Here is a 21955-nt window from a genome sequence, read left to right as displayed (position 1 = left end):
TGTCCAGCGCTGGACACTAACGGCACTATGAGTCTAAGGAAATTAATTTTAAGAGTTTTTTCCCGGTGTCGCTCTCAAAAAATACTTTATCAAAGGTCATACTGATTGCACCTTTTGTTTCAACTTTAACCTTTATACCATTAATCAAGTTAGCCTCGTTAAAAGGTGAGTTCTTCGCAAAACCCTTAGACACTTTCTTAGGTTCTTTCTTAATAAGTGTTTTTAAGATCTCTTTTTCTAACGACTTACATTCGCTTGCAAGTAACTTGTGTGCGTTTTCCGAGAGTACTTTGTCAATATCAGAGGAAATTGGATCAAGATTTTTGATTGCATCAATTATTTCATCATTATCTTTTCCGCTATCAACTATTTGCTTTAGAAAACGCCATGTCACATAACCCGCGCCTGGAAACAAACGAAATAATTCTTCAGGTAAATTACCAAATTTAACCAAATCACCAATAGAAGATTTACTTACATCAAAAATAGCTCCTGCTTTTCTTAACGAAAAAGCCTCCCCTACTTCATTTTTATAATCTTTAATAGAGAGAGCAACATCTAAAAAAGATGGTTTTTCATGCATGTCTGCAGTCTTTGAAAGTACCTGCTTATCAGATTCATCCATTTTCTCTGCGTAATGGACAACAAGACTAGTACCAGGGGAAATGCTAACCGCATAACTTCTTTTCATGCCAGAAAGAATTTCAAACTTACCATTCTCGTCTTTAATTGCAAGAGCAGCGATAGTATTACGACCAGCTTCTCTAATTGAAGGAAGAATATTCATCACCGTAGCGGGTGTTAACAAATTCTTATTACGTGAGTTATAGCGTGATTTATAGACGCTATCCCATACGTTTTCTGATGCAATAACGATTTCTTTTAATGGGATCTTTATACCCGTAGTAGGAGACGCAATATAACTGTTAGAGTTTTCTTTTGGCGGAAGTGCTAAACTACCCTTCCTATCCATGCTATACATTTTAGATGGCCCTGAGTTTTCAGAAAGCTTAGACATATTAGTTTTCCTCACTAAAATCAACGTCTTCAAGTGTAAGCAATAATTCTCGTATCGCATCATTCAAGCTAGAAATTGCTTTATCAAGCTGTCTGTCTGGACACAAATTATCTTTTTTTCTTAAATCAAAAACCGTTCTATAATTTCTGGAAGCTGCTTCAAATGCAGATGAACGTTTGATGGTTGCGTTTAAGACATCTCGACCAAGAACGGTTTTAATTTGATGAAGCATTTCTATGTCCCTACCCTGCTCTTCATCATAATTAACTGTTATTGCTTTGAAAAACTTAACATTATCTCCCTTACTTGGAAGATATGACATTTGCTCTGGCAAATTAGAAAGAAACTGCCCAGTACTTACCCAGTCAAGTTTCCTAGGACAAACGGGTACCAGTAATGCGTTACACGCTTCCAAAGCAGACCAACTAAGAGGATTAACATGGGGTCCAGTATCTATCAAAATTAAGTCATAGTGGTTTGATAAAGGTTCAATAATCTTAGATTTGAGCCTTTTAACATGCATCAACTCACCTGTCTTAGCATATTCCATCCAAGCGGCTTGTGAAAAACGTTCATCCGTTGGAAATGATGGTAAAACATCAAGGTTAGGAATATGGGTTTTAAGTATGCTGTATTCTAAAATTTCCTGGTGAGTATAACCATTAGCAATAAGTTGTGCGTAATCGCTGTCTTTCTCTTCACTGCCCAGCATAATATCAACAGCACTTAAAACTAATTCACTTGAAGCATCACTGTCACGTAATCTTGGAGCTGTAACTTGTTGTAATGTACCCTGAGGATCTAAGTCAATAATCAATACTCGCCTACGCTCATTCATACGTAAAGCGATACCCGCGGCTAAAGAAATAACCGTAGTAGATTTTCCTGTTCCACCCTTCTGATTAACGACATTAATTATAATATTTCCTTTATTTTTGTCTGACCATTTGGGAATTCCCATCCAGTCCATCAATGCATGCATGTGCCCCAGACTATAAAGGTACTTATTTGACTCAAACATAACATCATCGATAACGCCCTGCTCTTTTGCTTCGACAACCCTATCTTTGAACGTATTTAAAGACATCCCACACATTCTGGCTGCGTCAGCTTGTGAAACGCAATGATGAATAATTAGACTATTAATATCATCAGTTGTTTTAGTGCTCTCTATTACCGCTTGCAGTCTTGAAATTTCGTTTTGCTCAATCAGAGGCGTTAAATTACTTAACCGTTTAGAAATGTGCATAAAAACCTAGAATATTTAATATTGATAGCGAAAGCCTATTAGAGTTGGCTAAGACTGTCAAATCCAATCTAAATTTATAAAGTAAGCTTTAACTCATTAAACGCTCGGATTAAACTGATAAACGTTAAAAAAATCAATTTAAAATAAATTAATTGATTAGTTTTCAACACCTTAAATCAACATGTCCAGCGCTGGACATATGATCAATTCTACAAGTTGAGCAAGATTTAAACCATCAACATTAGAGTTCAAGGTGGCTATGTGAAATTTAAAAGTATTGAGAATCTTTTCGGTGTATCTGACGAAAAGGCCGCGCACTTAACCATTAAATCTAAGATTGATAAAGATTAAATGGTATCGTACTGAAAAATTCAAAGATTTAAGGCTATCAAAATGTTTAACTGAAGCACAACGAAGACGAGGGGGAGATCGAACACATCAAAAGGGTAGGGTGATTAACATCATTTAGATTGAGAAATATAAGTATTGAGTCTAAGAATTTCTTGAATAAAGATATTGAGTAATTTAGAAAGTGAATCGCGTAATAATTAAAATAGAAAACAAATCATCATCTACACTTCTATTAAATGTTACTCAAACCAGATAACCAATCATTAATACAGCAAAAATACCAAATGACCAAAGATAAACAGATGAGAGGGGAGGGTGGTAATGGAAGAAAATAAAAACGAATTAAACAATAGATTGTCATTAATTATGAGTAGCAAACAACTAACTTTTACTAAATAGAACGTCTTATTATTATAAATAAATTAGACCAATTACTCGGCAATAAAACCTGAGGTATCCCGACAAATGCGTTCAATAAAAACAATTAGTTAGGCGATAAGGGAACATTCATTGCGGTTCCTGATCTGATCTTTCGCCAAAAAAGTTAAACTGAAGCACACAATGAATGTTCAAGTAATGCTCGCCAATTTTCTGTCGTTTGTCACTCCAAAAAACACACACAAAACCAGGAACGCTGCACTTTGTACATCGTTACAAAGCTTGGTGACCAAAGGAATATGCACAGTGACTGCAATCGACAATGGCATTCGAGACTCTAAGTCTGAAAAAAGTAAAACCATACGCCGAAGGGGGTTTTAAGCAAAAGTCGGTGCAAAATCATTTCATTGCTATCAATTTAGCGTGTGCTCTCTTTGTGCTTAGCAAAAAACTATTATCACAATCAGGCCAAACAGAGTAACAAGAAGACTAAAATTGCTGACTAGTTTATCCGGCTAAAAATAACACACTGCAGTTAAGATTTTGGGATGCTTTTTTACTTTTACGCAACGTGAAGCGCTTCAGTTAGTACCAAAAACGGGTGTTGAGGATTCATAAAGCGCTGGAGCTTAATCTACAGATAAAGCCTAAGTAGCACTCAAAACGAGATAAGTCTAACGTACTGGCCGTGCCGGAGTTCATTAAAAAATGGGTAGTCTATGGATCATATGAATGACCTAATTTAAGTTGGTCACACCTTCAGGCAACTCAATATTATTGATGATTTTAACCGTGAACGCCTAGTAATGACGGTTGATTTCTTACTGCCGACTGAACGTGTTGTCCACACGATAAACTTACTTGTTAAATGGCTTAGCAAGCAAAAGCAAATTCGTATTTGACACTGGGCCTGAATATATCAGTGCGTTAAGGGCTAAGTGTGCTGAAAAAGATGATATTAAACTAAAATTCATCCAACAAGAAAAACATAGCAAAATACTTATGTGGAGCAATAAAACCACTCCGTTCGCTTCTAATGATTAACAAGCAGTATTGCCAAAGTGAAATATCATACAACAGAATGGCTATGATTTTACAGTAATGGACGGCTAAACACGACAATTGCTGTTACACCACCGAAATACAAGCAGGCTTTAATAACGCAACCTTCTGCTTTTAGCGTCATTTAAAAATGGGTGTATTACCCTCTGTTGCTAATAAAGTACACATGATATAAATACTTACTTTTAGATGGAATGCTGTAGTTAAGGAGAAGACATGAGATTGGTAGTAGGTTCTTTAGTTGAGGGCGCACCTTTTTTTAAAGGTATAGGTAAAATTCTATCTACATCTGCAGCTGATCAAAGCGCAACAGTTGGTTTTTTCACTTCTCCAATTAATCCTTATGATAAAAAAATAAAAGTCAAAGGAAGTGATTTAATTGGAAAGAAAAAGTTGTTTGAAAAAACTGTTGTTTACGTAAAGTTCGGATCTACTCAACGATGGAGAATGGGTTTTTATGATGGTGAACGACCTGGAGACAAGCACTTAATTTACTTTAATCATGACGAATCGGATATTTATGAAATTGAAGAATTATTTGTTCCAAACTTACTAGCGCTGTCTTCTTTTCCTGCAGCGAAATTCCTAGCATCTCAGGCTACATCCGCTTTTAAGCATTACGAAAATAGAACAAACTTTATTACCTCATATATAGAACAAAGAGCGGCATGTAACTCTATATCTTCTTTATCAAGTAGCGCAGTAAACCTTGAAATACATCAATTATCAGTTGTATTACAAGTTTTGAAAGACTCAAATCAAAAATACTTACTCGGTGATGAGGTGGGTTTGGGTAAAACCATCGAGGCTGGTTTTTTAATCCGAGAGCATATTCTTGAGTTAAAAGATGATGCTTGCGTCTTAGTTATAGTACCTACTGCTCTGATAAACCAATGGAAACAGGAGTTGACATTAAAATTTCACTTGGAAGATGTACTTGGTATTGAGTTTGAGGAAGACCAGAAAGTTTTTGTCTGTGATTATTTTAACTTGCCGTTGTTTGATACAACTGAAAAAAAACCAACTATGGTCGTAATCGATGAAGGACATAACCTTGCTAACTTGGCATGGAATGATGACAACAACACCAATTATCAAAAAATAGTCTCTTTTTGTTCAGATGCTCGTTCAACAATTATTTTGTCGGGTACGCCAATTGCAGGAAATGCAAAAAGCTTTTTGGCCATGCTGCATTGTCTTAGTCCTGACAACTATAAAATCTCTGAAGAAGGTATTGTTGATTTCAACAAAAAAGTAAGTGAGAGAGAGCTTTTTTCCGGAATATATACAGCATTATCACCCGAGTCTGACGACTTCACACTAAGTGGGATATTAGATGAATTAGAAACTCTAGACCTAGGAGACTTTGAATTATCTAAGTTGATCGAGAATTTAAAGCCGGAAATTGATTTTTTCAATATAAATAAAAATGATGTTAAAAGAAATTGCGCTATTTATGAGCTTAAACAGTATTTTGGTGAAAGGTACAGGCTTTTTCAACGATTTATTCGCAATAGGAGAGGGAGCAAGAACAGTTCGATAGAATTACTTTTTCCAGGCCTTGGTAATTGTGAATTACAAAAATGGGGATCTGCTAAACAGTTACCCTATTTAGATCAGCAGTTAGATGACTATAGAGACTACCTTGTTAGTGAGGGGCAAGAGCATAAACTACCAAGTGTAATGCCTCTTCTTGATGCACTGTTAGATTCACCAAGTTGTCTTTCGTCTGAACTAGATAGATTGATTAATATTGATGATTATCATGAATTTTTTGAAATATTCTCAATTCTGAAGGAATCTGCACTTTGTGAACAAAAAAACAAAGATGAACTTACAAAAAGCATACTTGATGAATGGTTGAAAAATAACACCGATGGTAAAGTAGCTATTTTCTGTGGAAATAAAGCCGCTGCAGATTGCCTTTATTCATTCTTAATGAAGCATAGAGACGATATTGAAAGGCACTCTTCTCATACCACGCCACTTTTTGTTACCAATCCTTCAATTAAGGTACTTATTATTGATGAAAAAGGTGAGGATGGGTTAAATTTACAGGGACCATCTCGATTAGCAATTCATTACAGTTTGCCTCGCTCTTTAGTAAGAATCGAGCAACGTATTGGTAGGTTAAATAGGTATAGCGCGACTTCGAAAGGTATGAAACCGATTGAAAATTATGTGCTTATTCCAGGTTCTGACAGTTTCATTCAAAACTGGGCTCTTTTTTTAAAAGATATTATAGGCGTGTTTAATGAAACAACAGCAAGCATCCAATTAGCTTTAGAAGATGTTATTCAACGTGAAGAGCAGAATCTGCTAACTAATGGGTTCAGGCAATTGAGTAAGATTAGAAAAAATTTAAGCGGAGAGAAAGGAATAATTGCAAAAGAACGGAAAAAAGTCGCAGACCAGGAGGTTTGGAATGAAATGCAGGTTGACCTCACAAAAATAAAGAAGTTTGCTGAGCAAATGCAGAAAATTGATTCAGATGCTGAATCTTTGCATAACTCATTACAAAACTGGATCAGACAGAGCCTGAAATTTAGGGTAACACCTAAAGACGAATCGACATTTGTTTACCAATATAAACTTGGGATAACTCGTCTTAATATCGACGATTTTTTACACCACTGTATTTTAGGGATAGACTTTAATAGTGGTTTACGAAATCCTGCTACAAAACCTATGACACCAAATAGAGAAATCACCGCTAAAACCGGTGCCTACCCACTACGGTATGGTCAACCTTTCATAGATACAATATACAATTTCACACAAGGGAGCATACTAGGGCTTGTGAGTTCAGTTTTGAGGCTAATAAAAATAAAACTCGAAAAGCCAAAAACATTTTTGAAGTTAAATTGGCTAGTTTCTTGCGAGTCAAGCGAAGATTCAGTTGTGGAGCAGAGAAATCTTGACGAGGAATTCGAACCTCACATAAAAACAGAGTGGATAGATGACTCTGGGAACATAGTCGAGAATGAAGCGATACTGAATTTACTGAGAAAGCCGGTACAAGTATCAAAAGGTGAACATGATAACAGTTATAGAGATTTTGAAGTCCTAGTAACTGCAAAACAGGACCTGTGGGAATTATTTAATTCGTTTTGTCTGAGAGATGAATGGGAAAGAGTCATTGAAGGCGCCATAACTCACAGAGAATCTCAAATAATAAAGAGTGTTTTGCCCAAAAATGAGCAATTAGACTTAACAAATAAGTTAACTGTTAGGTTGGTCTCCGCTCTTAGTATGACATTGGTAGGAGGACTATAATAGTGTCTGAAGTAAAGTCATTGAGATTAAATGAGAGTGAGTACGAGTCTGTGACTAAAGAGGTGTCAAAACGCCATTCCACCTTTCAAGATAATTTTTTCTTTAACAGACTTCTTACAACTCTGAAATCCGAAAACATCAATTCAGTAGATACTATGTTAGCTATAAAAGACTTCTTAGTATCCATTCAGCGGACAACTGATCAAAACTACAGTAGTTTCGCCTTTCCACGAGAATTGAGAGGACAAGAGTTAGAAGTTGCTAAAAAAACAGGTTTGATTCAAAGACAAGGGACTAATTTATTACAACTTGATCAAGACAGTCTTCACGAGCACGATTTAGATGTTTATACCCTGCAAAACAAAAGAAAAACGGAACCCGTACAACTAGATGCGTGTTTAAAAATTAAACTTGATGGGCTGGGATATAACAATTACCAAACGGCAGGTCAGAGATTGGCTGTCCGGACGTGCCTTACCGCTAAAAAAGGTTCAACTATCTTTGTAAATTTGCCAACAGGATGTGGTAAAACCCTGATTTCACACGCCTCTATACTATTCCAAAGGGCGCTTGCTAACACCATTGTTATTCTTCCTACTGTTGGTTTGTCAATAGAACAAGCGGACAGAGCTAAAGAAATAATTCATCACTGTGGCATTCCAGTTGTATCCAATTACTGTTGGCATGCAAGTTTAACTCAGGAAGAGAGAGAAGAAATAAAGTTAAATATGCAAACGGGCCGTCAGAAAGTTCTCTTTACATCACCAGAATCACTTACTGGAAGTTTACTTTATTTGCTTTTTTCATTATCGCGTAGCGATCAAATTGCAGAAATTATTGTCGATGAGGCTCATCTAATTGATAGTTGGGGCACCAATTTTAGGCCAGACTTTCAAAAATTTGGAGCATTGCTAGCAACACTCAGAAAGGTTTCAAAAAGTAAGTTTAATACTGTCCTGATGTCGGCAACGTTTACTCAATCGAATATAGAGGCAATCAATAAAGTTTATGGTGATGGAGTTAGCGATCCCATTATCGTCAATGGTAATTTTCTTCGCCCAGAAATTAAAAGCTCTGTGTTAAAAGTTAATAGGCATGAGCATCTTTGCACGGTGTGTAAATATACTTTTTTATTGCCGAAACCATTGATTTTATATACCACAACAAAGTCTGAAGCTGATGAAGTGCACAAGAAGTTAAAGGAATACGGATGTACCAGGGTTGCTAAGTTTGACGGCGACACCAAAAATGAAGAAAAAAAAAGAATCATAGAAAAGTGGAAGAGCAACCAATACGACATCATTGTAGCAACGTCTGCTTTTGGTGTCGGGATGGATAAAGCGGATGTTAAAACAGTTCTACACGCTAGTGTTCCAGATAACATTGATAGGTATTATCAGGAAATAGGAAGAGCAGGTCGTAATGGTGACTCAGCAATAGCGTTAATGATTTATCATCATGAACAGTTAGATATTGCCCAAGGTGTTAATAGAGAAAAAATAATATCAATCGATTTAGGATTTGAACGATGGATGGATATGTTCAAGCGCAAACAGTCTGCCGAAGGTGATTTGTTTGAAAGTGATGATATTTATAAGCTAAACACCTCATTTTTTCGAAATAAATTAGGCCAAATGAGCGATAAAAATAGCGAGTGGAATTGGTTGACCTTGCTGTTTATGCAGCGCGCTGGCGCTATCAAAATATACTATGAAGTTCCTAAATTACCTTCAACGTCAGATGAAAGTTATGAACAATTACAATTTCAAAAGTTCTGGGAAGATTATTCTGAAACAATAGTAATAGAGTTGTTAGAGCCCAAAGCACTGAAAAAGGATTATTGGGAAACTGAAATTAATAGATACCGAGAACGTGAGTTAACTGTGCAGAATGACCGATTTAATGTTTTGAGGCAGTACCTAGAAAATAACTCAGTAACACTTTGTAAAACGCTGTCTAAATACTATTCGATTAATCATGTACCTGCACAGCGAGCCTGCAGGGGGTGTCGCAATTGCGACGGATTCTCCCCTACTGTTGGAGGGGCAGCCTATCTGGATAACTATACATCTCAGGCAACTTCGACGCCCAGATTACAACCGCTGATTTCTAACAGGAATATGTGCATGGTTTACTACGATAATAATGATATTTTCGATTGGAAAGGTTTACTGAAATCAATGTTAGTGAAAAATATTATTTCGGGTATTCAGGCATCTGATAGGTTTTTGGCAGAGCTCCAAGAAACCTTACCAATTGGCTTTGAACGGTTCTGGATTTCTCAAGAATTTGAGGATGAATCGAGCTTCTGGCCTACCATATTGATTGCTGAGGAAAGTGCAAAAGTAATTGATGTACCAAAGGCTAGAGAGAAGGTGACGTATTTCTTTGCAGAAAGGTCACAAAAAGAGTCAGGTAAGGAATATCGCAATTGGTACGAAAATTATTCATCGTCATTATCAATAAGTAACTTTAGAAATCTGCTAGGACAAAACTGATGTCAGTAATAAACAATGCGAATCCAGGCAGCCATATAGCTTCATTACATTTCATTGACCGTTTGGTTAACCGACATTTTTCCAAAAAAAATAAAAGCGAAGAACATTTACCATTGACCGCTATTTTGTCATCGAACATGCCAGATTATCTTTTTATCGATGAGGAGTGTGATTCTCAGGGAGAGTTTAAGAGAAGCACTAACCCCGAAAAAAAGCTGAGAGAAACTTTATTTTTTTGGAAGGAAACTGGTTTATGGCAGCAAAATGAAGAAGGGATCAAGGCTTGGTCAGAGTTTTCATGTGATGACAACCTTGGAGAAAGAATTACTCAAACTTTATTTAAAGAGAAGCTTGATATCGTCGATGGAACTGGAATAGAGCCACTGCTTCGAGGCATGGCTCTTTTTTTGTGTCTGGACTCATTTACATTTGCAGGTGGTAATTTTTTTAAGCCTACAGAAATCGAAGCCATCGTTGGAAAGTATCTACCACCAAGATCTGGAAACGATACTCGCCTTACTATTAACAGTTCCGAGACTGCTACTTTTGCCAACTATGGTCTTCTTTTAGGTTTTCTAGAACAAGTAACCAAAGATACGCTTGTGGTTGATCCAACTCGCTTAATTAGACCTGCGGTTATCAAAATATTAAAAAATTCAGGTGCTGCTAGTGAGATGCCAGTAGAAGAATTTTTAATTCAACTAAGTGGAATACTTCCCGTAATTGATGGTGGAGCGTATCGCTGCACCATCGAGGAACTTATTCGCTCTAAGGTAAAAGATTGGAAATCTTTGCCTGAGCACGAACTATCGGCAAGTCTTTCTCAGGCTTTGTACCGACTTAATATTGAGGGGGTTATTTTTCTTGTGCCTAAATCTGATGCTGAAAAAACAATGCAGTTGAACCTACCTGGAAATAAAAAAAGACCAGTTAGTCACATTAGATTTGGGGTAGAAAAATGAGTTTAGAAAGATACTGGCCATCTGTACAAAACGTAATTGATTGTATCAAAACTGAAGCTGAAGAACTCTCTGATGAGGCATTGCTGGCTGTTCATGAACCGATGCAGTTGACAAAATTTAGTAGCAATACATTCGAAGAAGAGGCTACCGAAAAGGACCTTCTAGAACATTTTTTAAGAATTGATAGGCCTATTCCTATCGTTGCTGATGCAGGGTTAGGTAAATCACACCTCATAAGGTGGCTACATGCGAAGCTTAAAAATGAGAAAATAGTTCAGGAAGAAAACTGGCAGATAGTGCGAATCCCGAAGAATGCAAGTTTAAGACAGACCCTTCACCTTCTTCTTAACGGTTTGGAAGGAGATGTTTTTGAAAACGCGCGAAAACAGGTAGACGAAGTCGGAAATACTCTAGTCGCTAGGAAAATAGCTGATCTTTTTGGTACTCACTTAAAACATGGCATTCAGGATATTGGTGAAGAGAGTGTTCAACTTTTGGATAACTGCCAACCTGGTTCTGCTGAAGCACAAGAAGTAATAAAAAGGATACAATTTGCTAAACAACTCCCTAATTTAGTTGACGATATTGAATTTAAATCAAGACTCATTGGTGATGATAGTTATATTTACAATATAGCAACTAGGTGGATAAAAGGGGCAACAGAGGAAGAGTTGCACCAAAAAGAATTTGCTTTGTCACAGAAAGATTTTGACTCGATGATTGAAGAGATTGAAATAGATGATTTGTCGTTACCAGCTCGTAAAGCGTTAAGTGCACTTAGATTAGACAGCCCCGAGCGAAGTAAAAAGGCTTTAGAAATAATAAATGAAGGGGTTGGCCGCGCCTCACAAACTGCTTTTCAACAATTATTTCAATTTGGCAGTGGTAACTTTCAAGATTTATTTAAAGAAATAAGAAAGCACCTAAAAGCTCGTAATCAAACCCTTGTTATTTTAGTGGAAGATCTCGCTGCAATTTCGGCTATCGAAGATGTCTTGATAGATTGCCTGTTAGAGGAGGCTAAAGATGAATTATGCACTCTGAAATCAGTACTCGCTGTTACAAGTGGCTACAGCGGTTATACAAGAAGACAAAACACTATTAGAACGAGAGCAAAATTTGAGTGGCAAATCAAAAATAATCAGGACAGCCAAGAAGATATCCCTACTAAAATAGTCGACTTTTGTAGTCGGTATTTAAATGCGGCTCGCTATGGGAAGTCCCAATTACAGGATGTCATTAGCCTTGAGAATTGGGATGATAATATTCCTATATGGAATGACGAGTTAGATGAGAGTGATAGCTTGTGTTTGGAAGCATTCGGTAAATCTTCTTTACAGATCCCACTTTTCCCGTTTAATAAAGAGGCCATAGTAAATCTTGCCAAATGGTATTGTTCCAACGATTCCGGTTCGTTAATCTTTAATCCACGAGATGTGTTAAATGATATTTTACTTAATATTTTAAGATATCAACGAAACGATTATGAAGCGGGTATATTTCCTAAGAATGTTGAACTTAAAGAGCGCAAACCAACACTTCTAGCTGAATTGAGCAATTTGGGTCTTTCGACTCCGCAACAAGCTATAACACTTTGTTCAATCTGGTCAGACAAATCTAGCATGGAAGCTTTGAAATCAGCTTTACCCAAAGAAGTTGCTATTTCATTCAATTTACCAGAACTCGCTCCCTACTTAGGAAGTGAAATTCATATCCCTACACCACGCCCTATTGTGGTAGCACCACAGAAACCGCCTGAGCCCGTACCTATTCCTGCCCCAAATAAGGCGGATTTATTGGAGGAGCAACTTGGGAAATGGTTCAACAATGAGGCACCTATCGATTCTAAGTTGGCGAACTTCTTCAGAAGCCAACTCTATACAATGATTGAAGAATCTCCACTTTCTGAATGGACTGGTTTTGAAAATAGTAAAGTATTTGAGGTGGGAAAAACAAAAAAAACAGCCATTGAAGCAATTCTTAAGTCAGATAAACTCTTTTTAATTAGCCTACCAAACTCAAATAATAACAATGCTTTACCGTTAGTTGAATTTTGCTCAGAGCATGATTTCTATGATGAAAAGTCTTCGAATGTACTACAACGGACTGCACTGGCGATAATTCGCTATCACAGGACTAACAAAGATAACCCATCTACGGGGTGGAATTATGAAAAAGGATATGAAGATTTTGCTTATTATAAAAATTTCGCTGAAAAATGGGTTCCACATGTTTTAAAGGTCGCTCTCAAGGCGTTACGTAAGAAGTATTTAGTACGCTCGGTGGATAAGCAGTTGATGTTGCTAAATGGTTTAGGACTAAAAGAGCAAGGTAGTCTTGAAAATACGCTTTTAATGAAAAGTGTACACATCAAATCGATTCTAAAGGAACCGTTAAATTCTGGTTTCGAACAATTAAGGACTGCTTTGTTAGACCAATGGGATGATACGCAAAAAGTTTGGTCCAGTCTTGTTCTTATTGAAAATGTTGCTATCGACTCAGACATATTAAAGGCTGCAATCAAAGAAGCCAGAAAAAATGGCGAGGAGAAGCTTGATCCAGCATTGCGGCGACTTAAGAAAGCGGCAATCGATGAAATAAAGCCTAACCTCCTTAAAATAAAAATGTTTATTAGCGATTGTGAGAACAAAGAGGAATTTCAAGATTTACTTGAAGATATAAGAGAAGTTTACAAATCTATTCAAGATTTGGGATTTTATCCAGATGAAATCCTAAAACGTAAAACGGCCAATCAGGATATCAAAATATTGCTTGAAACTTTAAGTTGGATTGAGGTTAAAAATGCCATCAAGCTAATAACCGTTGAAGATGAGCAAAAAGAGATTGAAATACTAGCCAACCTTGATGGAGGACTCATTACCTTATTGTCAAAAGTTCTTTCGCAATGGGAAACTTTTGAAAGGCTAGCATTACCGAAAATACAATCAGTCAATAATACTGTTGGTAAACATCAGTTGAGTGCACTCAATCAAGGTATAAAAAATACCAATCTTAATTTAAACCAAACACTTTCACACTTAACTACGTTCACGGAGAACGATTGTAAATGAATAGCTTGAAGGAAAGAATTGCCACCTTTAAATCAGAGATTCTTTTGGCAGATAACTCCCAACAGAATGAAGTAATAATTGAAGGTAACCAGGTCATTTACAGTGAATTACGTGCTGTTAATGATAAACTCTATGCGCAATTTGAATTTATTCAGGCTTTGAATTTTGTGAACAATATATTAGATGAAACACCAGACTATTCGTTAGTTTTCTCTGAAAGTGGTGTGTATCGAAATGGTGTTAGTTCTATTGTATTCAATCAGGAGTTAACTGTTTTAATTGACAAAGCTATTGCAAAGTTTAAAGAGTTTGAGCAAGCGTGGGAAAAGGAAAATTATATAGTCCAACAAAAAGATTCATATATCCATGCTCGCGACGTATTAAAAGAATTATTGGCAAGAATAAAAGAGGCCAATGAATACTGTTGGAATGAGTGGTTAACGCTGATAGATAAACGTGTTTTTATTGAAGAGCAGGTATTAGAGAGTCAGAAACATAATCCATCCCAAAAGGAAAACTATCAAAAATTTAATAGCGATATTTCTAATTTAGAAAAACTCAAGCAAACTAGAATAGTCACGATGGATTGTGCAGTTAAAATTCAGGGGTTACGTGATTCATTGGTGAAATTGAAAGCACAATTTGATGTTTCCGACTTTCCGGAAGATGTTGCAAGGTTTTTTAAGGCCTTGAACTCTCGATTTGAACCAGCAACTTTGGATTTACTGACTCCTAAAGTTCTGGAATGGCTTAACGCCAACAGTAAATTAACGAATTTCAAGGTAGAAAGAAAATAATTAGGAAAGTAGTATCTATGATAAATGAAGAAGATCTTCGACGTTGTCTAGATGATTGTCTAGACATTATTGAGCAGAGAGAGTATCGGTTGTTGGCTTGGGGCGATACTGAAGTGCGACATAATAAGAGTGAAATACTTGAAATTATAAAGTCTCAAACCTCACAAAATGCTCAAGATATATTTTTTGAATTATTAAAGAGATGTTTAATTTTTTCTGTAGCTGATATTTTTTCTCCCGATGCCTACCGTTCCAGAATGGCTGAGTCTGTTCACCTTTCTAAAAAGTTGCGACAGTGGTTCCATGGACAAAGTTTACAGAATACTAAGACTCTCGTTTCTGACTACAGATTTATACGTAGAGCGAGAACATATCCAAAAAGGGATATCGCACCTAACTTCATTGTTGATGAGGTATGCAAATCGAATAAGTTAAGCGAAAAATATAGAGAATCGCTCTGTGCCATGCTTGAAGGTAGTCATAAGTTGATGCTTTCTGGATTTCAAAAAAGAGCGACAATAAGAATTCTTAACAAACTGACTAAAAAAAAGAACACTACCTCTGCAACGATAGTCTGTGCGGGAACAGGTAGTGGCAAAACACTCTCATTTTATTTGCCAGCACTAGCCAATTTGGCAGTCGAACTCACTCAAAACCAAGAAAGTAAAGTAAGAATCTTAGCAATCTATCCTAGAAAAGAGTTACTAAAAGACCAATTTCAGGAAACCTTTCACCAAGCAAGGAAGCTAGATCCTTTTTTGCAAAGAAACAACACTCGAAAAATTAGGATTGGAACGTTTTTTGGTGATACTTGGAGTAAAGAACTACTAAAAAAAGAAATGAACAAGGGCAGCGTTTCTTACAATATGTTGAAGTGTAACTGCTCCGGCGTATTAAAATGGAAAAAAGAAGATTTTGACACTAACAAAGAAGCACTAATTTGTGGAGTTTGTGGTGCGAGACACGAAGGAGATGTCATTGCGCTAACAAGAGAATCTCCTGCGCCTGATATCTTGTTCACAACCACTGAAATGTTAAACCAACATTTAGGAGATGGTTATTCTAATCATCTATTTGGTGCTAACAACCAATCTATTCCCTTAGTTCTTTTAGATGAAGTGCATACTTATGAAGGCTCCACTGGGGCTCAGACGTCCTATTTGTTAAAGAGATGGATGAAATACACGAATTCTTCACCACATTTCGTGGGGTTGTCAGCAACATTAAATAATGCATCTAAATTTTTTGCTACATTCACAGGTGTAACTGATGAACAGGTTGAAGCAATTGAACCATTAGAATCCGAAATGCTAGAGGAGGGCGCCGAGTACCTTTTGGCTCTGCGAGGTGACCCCGTATCTCAAGCCGCGTTACTTTCTACGACCATTCAGACTACCATGTTGTTTCAAAGAATGATGGATACTAAAAATCACTCTGTTTCAAAAGGTACTTATGGAAGCAAGCTTTTTGTATTTACAGATGACTTAGATGTAAACAACCGCTTATTTGAAATGATGGCAGATGCTGAAGGGTGGGAGCATGCTTTCAAGAAACTCAAACCGACGAAAATCCCATTAGCATTTCTACGAAGCAGCAAGCACCCCGAGTTTGACACTCAAAAAGAGCAAATGGATGCATTAGGCCAGAACTGGTCTAATTGTGAGCGCATTGGCCATGCGATGAATGAGCATGCTAGAGCAAGAGTTGCCAGGACATCTAGTCAAGATACAGGTGTCGACCGTGATGCTGAAATCACAATTGCCACTGCATCACTTGAAGTTGGTTTTAATGATCCTGAAGTTGGAACTGTAATTCAACATAAATCGCCGAGAGGAATGGCATCATATATTCAGCGTAAGGGGCGAGCAGGTAGAACTAGAGGGATGCGGCCTTGGATGATCACCGTTTTGTCTGACTATGGTAGAGATAGAATTGCATTTCAACGATATGAGAGCTTGGTAGAGCCAAGAATCAAATCTAGTAAATTACCAATTGACAATAGTCATATCCAAAAAATGCAAGCATGTCTCGCAACACTCGATTGGTTGAGTAAAAAAGTGGGTAAAACAAACTTGTGGGCCAAACTGAAGAAGCCACAAGTTGATACGACTAAAACTTATTTTACAAATCTTAGAAACGTACTTGAAACACTGAACACTAATGAGCAAACCATTAATGAACTGAAAAAATATCTAATGGCTGCTTTAGCGTTGTCAGATGAAAAAATCCAACAGGTCTTTTGGCAAGGTCCTCGCTCACTCAGAATGGACTTTATACCAAACCTATTACATAAAATAGAAACTGAGTGGTCAGTAAATGGAATTAAGTGGAAAGGGCTTACTACGAACGGGTCGCCAATGCCTGATTTTTTCCCCCCGACTTTATTTAGTGAATTGGTTTTACCCTCCCTCAATGTTTGTACATTAAGAGGTAAAAAAGATGAAAGGAAGCAAGAATGGCACGATTTACCTCTTTTTCAGGGTTTAAAAGAATTCGCACCTGGCCGAGTATCCAAAAGGTATAGTGTCAATAATAGCAATGAAAGCGATTGGTTGGTTCCAGAGACGTTTTCACCTACTCCAGGTCAAGATATGAAGTGTAGTGTCGAAGTTCAAGAGGCTTTTGGGGAGAGTGCAGAACCAACTAAAAAAATCAAATTAGACTTAAACTGCAGTATTGAAATATTTAAACCGAAAGAATTGTTTGCAAAAAGGCTTGAAAACAAAAACATAACAGATAAAAGCAACGCATTCTTAAACTGGGGCTCAGATTTTTTTGTTGACTCTGATTCGCATCAATTCAAGATACCACAAAGCTCAGATTGGTTTGAATTTCTGAGAAGCGTTTGTTTTTTTAGACACTCTCAAATGTGTCCAATTGAATTAACTCGTTATTCAACCGGTTCTGAAGCCACCATAAAATTTAAAACGGGTGATTCGTCTAATATAGACTTTAATTGGGTAAACAATGGTTCGCCTGTTGGTGTTGGAACAGTGTTCTATGTTGATGGTGTTAGTTGGAAATTTCATTTCAGTGAACAGCGCTTAACTGAGTTATTGAAAGACCCTGTTCTTTTGAAGAGTCTGCGAGGTATTTATGTTGAAGCATTGTTTAAAGAGTCGGCGTTATTTAAAAACCAGTTTCAAGGAGGATGGGTTTTAGATTGTGTAACAACAGCAATATATTATCTTTCACATTCACAGGGCCGAACAATCAAGTCAGTAATAGAATCTATTTCAGAACCGGATATTAAGCGCGTTATTTGTTCAATTCCCTTGGAAGTATTTCAGTTGAAGGAAGTGGATGAAGGAAACACCGAAGAACAAGTTCTTCAAAAAGATATAATTGGATTTCTTTCCAATGACAACAATCTAGCTTCTTTGAAACCCTTGCTTCAGTTTTTATATGAAGAAAATTTGGCCACAAATAACTTTGTATCGTGGTTTAGAAATATTCTTGCAAATACTCTCTGTGGTGGGATATCCGCTACGCTTCATAGTCTTTTGCCCGATGTTAGTGAAACCGATATTAATGTTGATTTTGAATGGGCCAGAGATAATTTAACCGTGTGGTTAACGGAAAATGAAGCCGGTGGCGTTGGTATCGTTTCACGTTTTGAAGAGTTTTATATCGATGATCCGTTGAGTGTATTAAATCATTTATCAAGAAGTTTCGAAATCGGGGAGTACGAACAGGTTAACTATGATATGCATCAGTTATTGATTCAACTGAAAAAAAATAAAGAACTAGAAGATGCAATAAAAGGTTTTAGGCAAGCTTATTGTTACAGCGAACGTGTTTCAGCATTGATGCTACTTAGGTCTGCGATTTCAAAGCTTGGAATAGCTCAAACTCACAGTTTCAACAGTCTAATGCATACAAGGTTGCTAAAAGCCGGGAGTACACCAAAGAACGATGAAGAACTTTTAGATTGGTTAACTCAATGGGAAGAGCTAGAAAATAAATTTCACTTAGAAATACCCTTAGTCGCTATGGCATATCTGATTGCTAAAAAAATAGAACCTAAAGGAGAAGTAAACAAGTTGAAAGATAAAGTTTTGGCACTTCTTTGGCCTAAGGGACAAGCGATAAGACAAACATCTATTCAATTTTATAATCGGTTTGCGAAAACCCCTAACGTGTTTGAAAGACTTGCCGTGACTAGACTGTTCAAAGACAAAGTTCGATTTATCGAATATACATCAAATTGGAAGCAAGATTTATTAATTGCCTTGAGTTCGAAAGATCAAGGAAAAGTTGAACTTCGCTTAGGCTTTGAAGATGTCGATAAATTAAATTCTATAATCTTCCAAATTAATACTGTGGCTATTGAGTACTTGGGGTTGCTATTTCACACTCGTATTATCAAGATATTTCGGCAGAAAAACTATTTATCAATGCACTTGGAAATAGCAGAGACAATACAATGATTGAACTGATTTCGAGAGACATAATGACGAAATCTCCTCTTGGTAAGCGAGAATTAAGAGAAGTTTTGTCGAGCATATTTGCAGGCGTCATTATTGTGCCCCAGGATTTGTGGTTGGTAACAGCCTGGTTAACTGATTTTGATGTTTTGGACAATAGATCTGGCAACTGGAGTTACCTAAATCCAGATTGGGGGCCAAGACAGATAAGTTTTCTAGAACTATTAGAAACAGCGGTCAAGAGTGGATGTTCCCTCAGAGTTGTAGTTAAAAAAGACAATATTAACGAAGCGGCGGTGTATCGCCTTCAGACTAACCTTGGAAAAGAGCCTAGCTTTAGAATTTGCGAAAGCCATGAAGTTCATATAAAGGGTCTCCTTACAGAATCATGTTTTTTGAAGGGGTCAATGAACTTTACCTATTCTGGTGCTAATAAAAATGAAGAGTTGGTTTCTCTCACAGGAGATGAGCATCAACTCTCAAATGCGAGAATAGAATTTAGAGAAACTTATAAGTTTGAACCGAGGCATGACACAACTCAATACCCAACTAGTTATGTTGATAAGCATGATTCGAATATAGAAGAGGGCGAAGATGAACATGAATTCTTCTAATTACGTTGGCTGGTTGGATTCATTCTTTAGTTATGAAAACGGTATTGAGTTCAATAAACCAAATAGCGATGATTTACTCAACACAATCTATCCGTTAATAATAGACGCCAAAGAGAAATTACAGGGAAGTCACCCATTCTTTTTGGCCTCATATAACACCGGTGTTCTGTACTTTTACGGTTTTAGCGATTGCCGTAAAAATTTAGAGGAGTTAAGAAGTAGCTTGCACTTTGGTTTAGGGACTTCTGATACGAGCCATTATAGTTTATTGCAAGAGCCTTCTTTTGAATATGAAAGAGAAGCTTTACAGCTTTTTCCTCATGGGCTTATAAGATTCGAACTTAGTCAGCAAATAAACAAAGACAAGCAACTTGAAAGAGCGAAATATGTAATTGCAAAAATACTTCAGATATCAAAAAGGTTCGAAATAAAGCCTATTTTCAATTCGACTATCACAAGGCCCGTCGGTCGTATATTAAGAGATTTTTTTGTTGCCTGTAGACACCAAGATCCGGATTTAATCACTGGTTATTTTTCGGAAATAAAGTGCTCTGGAAAGCTAAGTCATAGAAACCTTATTAGCCTCGAGTTTCAGGCTTTCAAATCGCAAAAAAAATGGAAAGAAATACTTAGTCATGAATCTTTTAATGACTATGTAAGCGGAATAATCCCTAGTCGCATTTATCATATTTTGGTTAGAGCCATTGCAAATTCTTTTGCAATTAATGACGCTCGTCTTGAAGAGATAGATCTTGAATTAGTTAGGACTAAATTAGATAAATTTCAGCCCCTTTTAACCAATAAGTTAGCATTAAAAAACGACCCCAATTACCAAGAAGATTGGAAATCGTGGACCTTGTTGAACATAATATTAGGAGTAGAAAATGTAGCTGATATTGTCCCTAACTTTATAGATAAAGCTTGGATTGCAAGTACAAAATCATCAATAAAGAAAGCGGCACTTACTCTAGAGGTAAGGCAGTCTTTTAATGAAGAGTTCAAATCTTTATTGGAAGGCCCACAGAATATAGAAACAGCAAATGCCTTATTTAAATATGCTGAAAATTGTTCTTCGAGTGAAATTCCAGAAATCCTTGACTGGCTTGATAAGCTACCACACGAAATACGAAAAGAAATCAAATCGTGTATACCGTTGAGAACGAAATGGGCTGAATATGAAGACTATGTTTACGGTGTAAACGATGAACATATAAATGATTCGAACGAGGTAATAGCTAAAAGTGTGATTCACTCTGAGTTGCAACCTCCCACACTGGACTGGAACACTTGGTTTTCTAATGGTTATAAACGTTCTGTAAACATTGACCTTCTTATGGAATCTAAATTGGAAGGTTTCGATTTAGATCAAATTACAAATATGATAAAGGAATGCAATGAACCTGAAAAAATAAGAGACATATCACCCCACCTTATCAGGTGGATTGAAGAACAACAAGTTAAGACGGATGCCGAATTCTGGTTATCGTTAATTGAACTAATCTCGGTAGACGACAAGACATCATTCACAACAGTCTTACTTCTTAAAGACTTGATTAGTCACTTTTTGGAGGCTCCACACTCGGAAATTCAGTACAAGGAAGCTTTAGTTGCATTTGATCTAGTTCTCTCTGTAGAGTTAAGTCGCAGGTCACTTGGTGTAATAATTGATTTCATCGAGTCATTATTTGATTATCCATTTAAAGATGAAAGTTATTTAAAATACGAAATCTGGCCCAAATTAAGATCATTTTCTGCAGACCATTGGGATGAATATGAAGTAGATACACAAAGCGTCCTAATTTGGCTTGAAAAACAACTATCTCCAGAAACCCATTTATTTGAACAACGGCGTTCTGAAAGCTTCAGAGAGTTTTTCACAGAGAATTCTGAAAAATTAAAAGGTAAAAAAATTGGCATTTCTACTCTCACGGAGAAAGCCGGGAAACGAGCAGCTGAAATTTTGAAAGCCTTGTTCCCAGCCGTTGAAGTCATTTTAAACCATGACAAAGTTGCCACTGATAAATTAAAGAACTTGGTAAAAACAGCTGATTATTTTGTGTTCTGCAACAAAAGTGCTGCCCATCAATCATATTATGCGGTCAAAGACATAAACAAAAATATTATTTACCCAGATGGTAAGGGCAGTTCTTCAATTGTAAGAGCTCTAATCTCAAATTTAGAATTTGTTTAAGATTTATTAACTCAATAATGTGTAAAGTATTAGGGATTATATTGAGGGCGCCTCCCAATTG

At 36.7% G+C, this 21955-nt stretch carries 10 protein-coding genes; 8 read left to right on the top strand and 2 right to left on the bottom strand.

What is annotated here, in order from left to right; translation table 11 throughout:
• Positions 1-25: 25 nt before the first annotated feature.
• Entirely contained in the window at positions 26-1018 is a 993-nt protein-coding gene (locus L1N97_RS14730; RefSeq protein ID WP_236130325.1) for a hypothetical protein, read from the bottom strand.
• 1 nt (position 1019) lies between these two features.
• Positions 1020-2267 carry a ParA family protein gene (locus L1N97_RS14725; RefSeq protein ID WP_236130324.1) on the bottom strand — a complete coding sequence of 416 codons (1248 nt, stop codon included), beginning with the start codon at positions 2265-2267 and terminating at the stop codon, positions 1020-1022.
• 2007 nt (positions 2268-4274) lie between these two features.
• Here L1N97_RS14725 and dpdE point away from each other — a divergent pair.
• Genes dpdE through dpdD form a run of 8 tightly spaced genes read left to right on the top strand, consistent with a single transcriptional unit; the run spans position 4275 to position 21894 of the window.
• Positions 4275-7334 carry a protein DpdE gene (dpdE, locus tag L1N97_RS14720; protein ID WP_236130323.1) on the top strand — a complete coding sequence of 1020 codons (3060 nt, stop codon included), beginning with the start codon at positions 4275-4277 and terminating at the stop codon, positions 7332-7334.
• A 2-nt stretch (positions 7335-7336) separates the two neighbouring features.
• Positions 7337-9832 (top strand): protein DpdF, encoded by a 2496-nt coding sequence (dpdF, locus tag L1N97_RS14715; RefSeq protein WP_236130322.1) that lies wholly within the window; start codon positions 7337-7339, stop codon positions 9830-9832.
• A complete protein-coding gene (gene dpdG / locus L1N97_RS14710; RefSeq protein ID WP_236130321.1) occupies positions 9832-10794 on the top strand; it encodes a protein DpdG in 963 nt (320 codons plus the stop codon). Before dpdF ends, dpdG begins: the two co-directional genes overlap by 1 nt.
• Positions 10791-13865: a protein DpdH gene (gene dpdH / locus L1N97_RS14705; protein ID WP_236130320.1), complete on the top strand. Its 3075-nt coding sequence runs from the start codon at positions 10791-10793 to the stop codon at positions 13863-13865. The genes dpdG and dpdH overlap by 4 nt, the downstream gene beginning before the upstream one ends.
• The gene (locus L1N97_RS14700; protein WP_236130319.1) at positions 13862-14662 is read left to right on the top strand and encodes a hypothetical protein; all 801 of its coding nucleotides are present in this window, start codon (positions 13862-13864) and stop codon (positions 14660-14662) included. The genes dpdH and L1N97_RS14700 overlap by 4 nt, the downstream gene beginning before the upstream one ends.
• 17 nt (positions 14663-14679) lie before the next feature.
• Positions 14680-19092, top strand: coding sequence for a protein DpdJ (gene dpdJ / locus L1N97_RS14695; RefSeq protein WP_236130318.1), 4413 nt, complete (start codon positions 14680-14682; stop codon positions 19090-19092).
• A 23-nt stretch (positions 19093-19115) separates the two neighbouring features.
• On the top strand, positions 19116-19703 hold the full coding sequence (gene dpdK / locus L1N97_RS14690) for a phospholipase D-like domain-containing protein DpdK (RefSeq protein ID WP_236130317.1): 588 nt from the start codon (positions 19116-19118) through the stop codon (positions 19701-19703).
• Positions 19684-21894, top strand: a complete 2211-nt coding sequence (gene dpdD / locus L1N97_RS14685) for a protein DpdD (RefSeq protein WP_236130316.1) — start codon at positions 19684-19686, stop codon at positions 21892-21894. Before dpdK ends, dpdD begins: the two co-directional genes overlap by 20 nt.
• Positions 21895-21955 lie beyond the last annotated feature (61 nt).

Source organism: Rheinheimera sp. UJ63 (assembly GCF_021568285.1).
In the GTDB taxonomy this organism is placed as follows: Bacteria; Pseudomonadota; Gammaproteobacteria; order Enterobacterales; family Alteromonadaceae; genus Alishewanella; species Alishewanella maricola.
Note: the sequence above shows the minus strand (reverse complement) of the source record. Positions and strands in the feature narration are given on the sequence as shown.

What these genes read in the sequence shown, in the direction of transcription:
- L1N97_RS14730 (WP_236130325.1), bottom strand. Translation starts at nt 1,018, where the DNA reads ATGTCTAAGCTTTCTGAAAACTCAGGGCCATCTAAAATGTATAGCATG.
- L1N97_RS14725 (WP_236130324.1), bottom strand. Translation starts at nt 2,267, where the DNA reads ATGCACATTTCTAAACGGTTAAGTAATTTAACGCCTCTGATTGAGCAA.
- dpdE (WP_236130323.1), top strand. Translation starts at nt 4,275, where the DNA reads ATGAGATTGGTAGTAGGTTCTTTAGTTGAGGGCGCACCTTTTTTTAAA.
- dpdG (WP_236130321.1), top strand. Translation starts at nt 9,832, where the DNA reads ATGTCAGTAATAAACAATGCGAATCCAGGCAGCCATATAGCTTCATTA.
- dpdH (WP_236130320.1), top strand. Translation starts at nt 10,791, where the DNA reads ATGAGTTTAGAAAGATACTGGCCATCTGTACAAAACGTAATTGATTGT.
- L1N97_RS14700 (WP_236130319.1), top strand. Translation starts at nt 13,862, where the DNA reads ATGAATAGCTTGAAGGAAAGAATTGCCACCTTTAAATCAGAGATTCTT.
- dpdJ (WP_236130318.1), top strand. Translation starts at nt 14,680, where the DNA reads ATGATAAATGAAGAAGATCTTCGACGTTGTCTAGATGATTGTCTAGAC.
- dpdK (WP_236130317.1), top strand. Translation starts at nt 19,116, where the DNA reads ATGACGAAATCTCCTCTTGGTAAGCGAGAATTAAGAGAAGTTTTGTCG.
- dpdD (WP_236130316.1), top strand. Translation starts at nt 19,684, where the DNA reads ATGAACATGAATTCTTCTAATTACGTTGGCTGGTTGGATTCATTCTTT.